The following is a 233-nucleotide window of genomic DNA, read 5'->3' as shown; positions in this document are numbered from 1 at the left end:
CAGCACGGCCATCCGACGGAGGTGCAGCGCGGCACCATTCTCGCCGGCTTCATCGGCGCGTTGCAGGATCAGCAGCATGGAGGCGCCGAACAGCAGGGAGAACAGCCCCCGCATCCGGCCGTTGATGAAGGTCTCGGTGAAGACCCAGAGGGCGATATCGATCGGGCGATCCCCGCCCCAGGCGATCGGATTGGAATAGGCCGGATCGGGCAGAGCGAAGCCGGGCATGTTGG

Annotated in this window: 1 pseudogene; it reads right to left on the bottom strand. The window is 66.1% G+C overall.

Annotated features, from left to right (window positions below):
• Window positions 1-233, bottom strand: a pseudogene (locus tag AC0L2P_RS32520) (hypothetical protein); the annotation flags it as partial.

Source organism: Mesorhizobium sp. WSM4836 (genome assembly GCF_055811815.1).
This window is presented reverse-complemented; position numbering and strand designations above follow the sequence as displayed.